This is a genomic window from Streptomyces sp. NPDC006265, from assembly GCF_040613555.1.
Classification (GTDB): Bacteria; Actinomycetota; Actinomycetes; order Streptomycetales; family Streptomycetaceae; genus Streptomyces.
The window spans coordinates 1-6,160 of record NZ_JBEXSH010000541.1; the positions used below are offsets into that span (position 1 = coordinate 1).

5 protein-coding genes and 1 pseudogene are annotated in these 6,160 nt (G+C 68.0%); 4 read left to right on the forward strand and 2 right to left on the reverse strand.

The window, feature by feature from the left end; all coding sequences use genetic code 11:
• Together ABZ281_RS33225 and ABZ281_RS33230 are read right to left on the reverse strand one after the other, a co-directional pair.
• Positions 1–187 (reverse strand): (d)CMP kinase (locus ABZ281_RS33225; protein ID WP_356661563.1); only part of this gene is annotated, 187 nt, incomplete at its 3' end.
• Between the two features lie 117 nt (positions 188–304).
• Positions 305–784 (reverse strand): annotated as a pseudogene (locus tag ABZ281_RS33230) (prephenate dehydrogenase dimerization domain-containing protein); the annotation flags it as partial.
• Between the two features lie 808 nt (positions 785–1,592).
• Here ABZ281_RS33230 and ABZ281_RS33235 point away from each other — a divergent pair.
• The 4 genes from ABZ281_RS33235 to ABZ281_RS33250 all read left to right on the forward strand — a co-directional run.
• Complete coding sequence (locus tag ABZ281_RS33235; protein WP_356661565.1) at positions 1,593–2,636, forward strand: ParB/RepB/Spo0J family partition protein; 1,044 nt, start codon at positions 1,593–1,595, stop codon at positions 2,634–2,636.
• Positions 2,637–3,055: 419 nt separating this feature from the next.
• Positions 3,056–4,327, forward strand: coding sequence for a TrpB-like pyridoxal phosphate-dependent enzyme (locus ABZ281_RS33240; RefSeq protein ID WP_356661567.1), 1,272 nt, complete (start codon positions 3,056–3,058; stop codon positions 4,325–4,327).
• 48 nt (positions 4,328–4,375) lie between these two features.
• A complete protein-coding gene (locus ABZ281_RS33245; protein ID WP_356661569.1) occupies positions 4,376–5,413 on the forward strand; it encodes a BtrH N-terminal domain-containing protein in 1,038 nt (345 codons plus the stop codon).
• Positions 5,410–6,160, forward strand: a 751-nt coding sequence (locus ABZ281_RS33250; protein ID WP_356661571.1) for a molybdopterin-dependent oxidoreductase, incomplete at its 3' end; no start/stop codon positions are given. The genes ABZ281_RS33245 and ABZ281_RS33250, both read left to right, overlap by 4 nt.

Below are 6,160 nucleotides of genomic sequence, written 5' to 3' on the forward strand. Positions count from 1 at the left end.
GCTGAGAAGGGATTCGAGCGCACCACCATCCGCGCCGTGTCACCATCCACCAGGTGATCGCCCGGTACTGGGCGCCGGTGTCCAGGTAGCTCAGCCCGAGCTGGGCCGCCACGGCCTTCGAGGTGCTCGACTTGCCGGTGCCGGCGGGGCCGTCGATGGCGACAATCACTGGCGTGGCGCATTCCACAGTGGGGACCTTCCTGGACCGGACTCGGCGGGGGTGAGGGCGCGAGTGCCCCGCACAAGGTTACTGGGTTCGCGTCACTCGTCCGGCCGCGCGTCGGTCAGCCCCCTGCGGCCCGCCCTACTGCCGCAGCGCCCAGCCCCTCTCCCGCAGCGCGGTGCTCAGGACCGGGGCCGCCTTCGGCTCCACCATCAGCTGCACCAGACCGGCCTGCTGCCCAGTGGCGTGCTCGATCCGTACGTCCTCGATGTTGACGCCGGCCAGGCCCGCGTCGGCGAAGATCCGGGCCAGCTGTCCCGGCTGGTCGTCGATGAGCACGGCCACGACCTCGTAGGCCCGGGGCGCGGAGCCGTGCTTGCCGGGGACGCGGACCTGCCCGGCGTTGCCGCGCCGCAGCACGTCCTCGATGCCGTCGCTACCCTCGCGGCGCTTGTGGTCGTCGGAGGACTGCAGGGCCCGCAGGGCCCGCACGGTCTCCTCCAGGTCGGCGGCGACGTCCGTGAGCAGGTCGGCGACCGGCGCGGGGTTCGCGGAGAGGATGTCGATCCACATCCGGGGGTCCGAGGCGGCGATCCGCGTCACGTCCCGGATGCCCTGCCCGCCGTCCGCCGCCACGTCGAGCACCTCCCCGTCCGGGCAGTCCGTGCCGTCCCCGCGACCCTCACACGCTTCGCCGCTGACCCCCATGCGCCCGACCGTGCGCCGCCCCGGACCCGAACGGGAGGGCGCCGGTGGGGCGCACAGGCGCTCAACCCCCGTACAACGCCCCGGCACCCGCCGTCAGCCACACCAGCGACACGATGAGGCCGCCGGCGCCATGAGCGAGGCAGGTTACCGGCTCCTGGACCGCGTACATGCTCCGGCCGATGTACGTGGTCGGTGAATAGACCAGGAGAACCGCCGAAGCAGCGGAGTATTGGTCGAATTTTGAACATCTTCGGCGCCGCGCGGTACTACCTGTGAATCGGCGGCTTCCGTGGTGTCCGTGATCTCGTCTTTGCTCTTCACGCAGGCCAAGAGAACGGACTGTGCGGCCCGGACGGACGGGACAGATCATGCGTCCAACTGCGAGGACATTTCCGTCCACCCGTGGGGAGCCGATCATTCCGCCGATGGGGGAGCTTTGCACTCCCGTCGCCACTCAATCAGCGATCAAGAAATAGTCGGCTTCCCCGACAGGACCTCATGACAGAAGCCTTGCACCGATCCGATCCTCCTGACAGGGTTCGGGAGTCGGTTCTCGGCATTGCGTTACGGGGGAGACTCGATGTTGTTCACCTTTCCGATGTCCCATGACAGCTCTTCCTTTCCTCCACCCGTGGTTCGCCGCGCTGCCTGACGTCATCCGCAACGGATGATCCGTACGACAGCTGGTGGGTCCACTGGGAGTTGCTGAGGAGGAAGAGCGATGGACCACATCTCCGCATCCGTACAGAAGCCGATGCAACAGCACTTACGCCGCCCGGATCCGCGCCTGGGCGGACGCTTATCGGAGATCACCCAGGTGCCGATCAGCCGGATCATGGTCGTGGGCTCACTCCGCACGGTCGGGGAGGACCCAGGACACATCAATGCACTCGCCGAAGTGTGCTCCGAACTGCCGCCGATCGTGATCCACCGGAAGACGATGACCGTCATCGACGGTGTGCACCGGCTCAGGGCGGTGGAGAACAGTGGCGCCACGCACATAAGTGCCGTGCTCTTCAACGGTGACGAGCGAGAGGCCTTCGTCCTCGCGGTCAAGCTGAACAGCAACCACGGACTGCCGCTTTCCCTGGCCGACCGCAAGGCCGCGGCGCTCCACATGCTCGCCGACTTCCCGGAGTGGTCCAACCGGCGGCTGGCGGGGGTCGTCGGCCTGTCGGACAAGACCGTCGCAGCGCTCAGGCGACGGTCGGGTGCGGAACTTCCGCACCCGACCGCGGTGCGGCTCGGGCGTGACGGGGTGGCCTACCCGCTCGCGGCGTCCGAAGGCCGCAGTCGCGCGCAGGGGTACCTCGCCGCGCATCCCGACGCGTCCGCGCAGGAGGTGGCGCGTGCCGCGGGCATCTCGCTCACCACGGCGAAGGACGCGCGAAAGCGGGCGCGTGCGGTCCCGGGAGAACCGTCGACGACGGTGCAGCCGAACGACGGGCCGGTCCGGGAGAGTGGGGCCGGCCACCCTGCGATCGTGAAACCCCCCAGGGCGCACCCGGCCGGCGCCGACCTGTCACTGGCCGTGCGGCGGTTGCGGGCCGATCCCTCGCTGCGGTTCACCGAGGTGGGCCGGAAGCTGCTGCGGACACTGGACCCCACGGCCGCGCAGCCGCACGACTGGGCGGCGATGGCGAGCAGTATCCCGATCCACTGCGCACCCCTGATCGCCGAGCTGGCACGGCACCACGCCGAGAGCTGGCAGCTCCTGGCGGATTCATTGACGGAACGGATCAATTCTCGAGAAACTGACGTATAGATCTCCGGTCGGTTCGCCAGGTGCCGTCGCCGACGTCTTGGATTCGTCGCCTCCGGTTGATTGCGCCGAGATCATCTCCCGGCTTCTCGCAGACGCTGTGTGAAACGCTCACCCATCGGATTCAGCGGTACTCGGGCCTATTTGCCGACCGCGCTCCGAACGACGCCATCAGCAGCTGATCAGCGGGCGCGGACCCCGGGTGGGGATGGAAAAGCCTTTCTGAAGTCTGCCGTATTTGTTGAATGTGCGACTTGAGGTTCGACCGGTTGCGCGGTGCTCGAACGGTTTGTACGCTGGCTCACACAATTTTGAAGCGGGGGTGCGGGGGGAACGTGACTTCGTATAGTCCTGGCCATGTTGGGCATGAGAAATCACCCGTGCCTCAACATGTTGTTCGTAGCGGTTCGGCATTACCGGGAATGCCCACGCATTGGTACAACTTCCTGGCGGATCTGCCCGGATCCATGCCCGAAATCAGGGATTCCGGAAGCCCTGCCGCCGCGGAGATATCCGCGAAAGTACGGCCGCGAGTCCTCATCGAGCAGAATGGTTCGGACGAGCAATGGATCGCGATACCCGCACCGGTCGTGGAACGGCTGCGGCAATGCGGCCGGCCGACACCGCTGCACCGGGCACACCGGCTCGAGAAGCATCTCGGTACGGGCGCGAGAATCTACCTCAAGCGTGAAGACGTCCTGCCCACCGGCAGCTTCAAACTGAACACCGCCATAGCCCAGGCGTACTACGCGGCCGAAGAGGGGCGGACGACCCTCGTCACCGAGACCGGGGCAGGTCAATGGGGGATGAGTGTCGCGTTGGCGGCGAAGATGTTCGGTCTGCGGGCCGAGATCTTCATGGTGAAGTGTTCGCTCGAGCAGAAGCCCTACCGGCGTCACTACATGGAGCTCCTGGGGGCCGAGGTACGGCCGTCGCCGTCGACCCACACGGCGATCGGACGAAAGATCCTCGGGGAGAACCCCGGCCACCCGGGCAGTCTCGGCACCGCGATCAGCGACGCGATCGAGCACGCCCTGGACAGTCCCTCCGCCGCGTATCTCGCCGGCAGCGGTATGCCCCACGTCTACCTCCATCAGACGTTGCTCGGGCTCGAGGTCGCGCAGCAGCTCAAGGAAACCCATGGCGAGGACCTGGGCGTCGACGGGCGCGGCGACCACCTCATCGCGTGCTCGGGCGGCGGAAGCAACCTCTGCGGTCTCATCGGCCCCCACCTGCGGGCCAAGGCCGACGGAGCGGACCTCCGCTTCCTCGCCGCGGAATCCACGGCGGCGCCCCGGCTCACCCAGGGCGTCTACGAGTACGGCCGCACCGACCTCGGCGGCTTCACGCCCGAGGTCCTGGGCTACACGATGGGCGAGAGCTTCATCCCCCCGCCCAACCACGTCGGTGGCCTGCGCAACCACCACAGCTCGGCCCTCGTCAGCCTGCTGCGACACAAGGGCGTCCTGGACGCCGTCGCCTTCGACCAGCGGACGGCCCTGGAGGCAGGCCGGCTACTGCTGCAGACCGAAGGCCTGTTGCTCGCCCCCGAGGCCAGTCACGCGGTCGCCGCGGCCCTGGACGTCGTGGCGAAGGCCGACGCGGATAACGCCGAACCGGTGATCGTGGTCCTGGCCAGCGGCTCCGGATTCCTCGATCTGCAGGGATACAACGAAGTCCTGCTCGACGCATAGCCGCATCATCGTTCACGGCATCTTCGCACCATGCGATTGGGAAGCCATATGCGCTTGGCGACATTTCAGCCCCAGCACGGCGTTCACTGCGAGACGACCACCCTTCGCAACATGCTCCACCACGCCGGCGCCGGTATATCCGAAGCCATGCTGTTCGGCCTCGGCCAGGGGATCGACTTCCAATACTGGGACGCTCCGGATCCCGGCCGCGGCACGCCGATGCTCACCGGCCGGATCGAGCCTGCCCTGCTGTCCCGCAACGCCTGCGCGGCCCTGGGCGTGACCTTGCGTGAATCGAGGTCACCCGACCCGGAATCGGCTTCCGCCGCAGCGGCGGAGCTGCTGGCCGCGGGACACGTCGTGGGAGTGTCCGTCGACATCTTCCACCTCGACTACTTCTCGTCCCGGAGCCATTTCGCGTCGCACTACATCGCGGTGTACGGGCTCGACGACTCCCTCGCCCACGTCGTCGACACCGATCAGCAAGGCGGGGCACAGACCCTTCCGTCGGAGTCGCTGCGCCGTGCCCGCGCTTCGGACGAGGGCTTCATGCCGTCGCCCCACCTGCACCTGTACGTCGAGAAGCCGCCGGAGCGTCTGACCACCGACACCGACGCGGTCCTGCGCGAACAGATCTGGTACGCCATCCGGCAGACCGCGCAGCGGATGACCGAGGACCGCGGACCCCGATTCGGCCTCCGCGCCATGCGGCGGGCCGCTTCCGAGATCGCCGGATGGAGCGACACCCTCGCCTCCCCGGACGAGTCGGTCCCGGGGGTCGGCCGCTTCTGGCGCTTCGCGGGAACCGGAGGGGCGAACTTCCGCAAGCTCTACACCGAGTTCCTGCGGGAGGCCCGGCAGCGGTACGACGACCCCGAACTCGACCCGTTCGTCGAGGACTTCGACGATGTGCGGCGGCAGTGGGACCAGGCGATCGACCTGCTCATGGCCTACCGCGGCGCGGACGACGGGCGACGGCGGCTGGAAGCCGTCGCGGCCCTGCTGGAGGCGATCGCCGACGCCGAACAGGCCGTCTTCGAAAGGCTGCTCGTGTCGGCCGCCAAACGGGCGGGTGAGCCGGCTTGACGATCACCCGGGCCAGGTCCGTCTGCCGTATGTGCCACGGCGGATGCGGCGCCATAGTCGAGCTCTCCGACGGCGTCCCCACCGACATCCACGGGGACCCGGACAATCCTACGAGCGAGGGCTACTTCTGCATCAAGGGCAAGGCGTCCCTCGACCTGCTGCGTAGCCCGGACCGGCTGACGACGCCGCTGACGAGGACCGGCCCGCGCGGCTCGGGGGAGTTCGAGCAGGTCAGCTGGGAAGCCGCCCTCGACCGGATCGGCAGCGAGCTCGCCGCGACCATCGGCCGGCACGGACCCGAGTCCGTCGTCCTCGCCCAGGGCACCGACCGCAACTACCAGGAATGGGTGTTCCGGCTCGCCAACGCCATCGGAACACCGAACGTGGTCGGACCGGCGCACGTGTGCTTCTACCCGCGGGTCATGGCCTCGATCATGACCTACGGCGCGTTCACCTTCTGCGACTACGACGGTGACCCCGAAGTGGTCCTGCTCTGGGGCAGCAACAAGCCCAGCACCCACTCGGACGGCGTGATCGGGGTCAAACTGCTGCGAGCCGTCGAACGGGGCAGCCGCGTCATCACCGTCGACCCGCGACGGACGCAGACCGCCGCCCGCTCCAGCCTGCACCTGGCCATCCATCCGGGCACCGACTGCGCACTGGCGCTCGGCATGATCAAGATCGTCATCGACGAGGGCTGGTACGACCGCGACTTCGTCGCCGCGCACACCTCCGGTTTCGACGAAC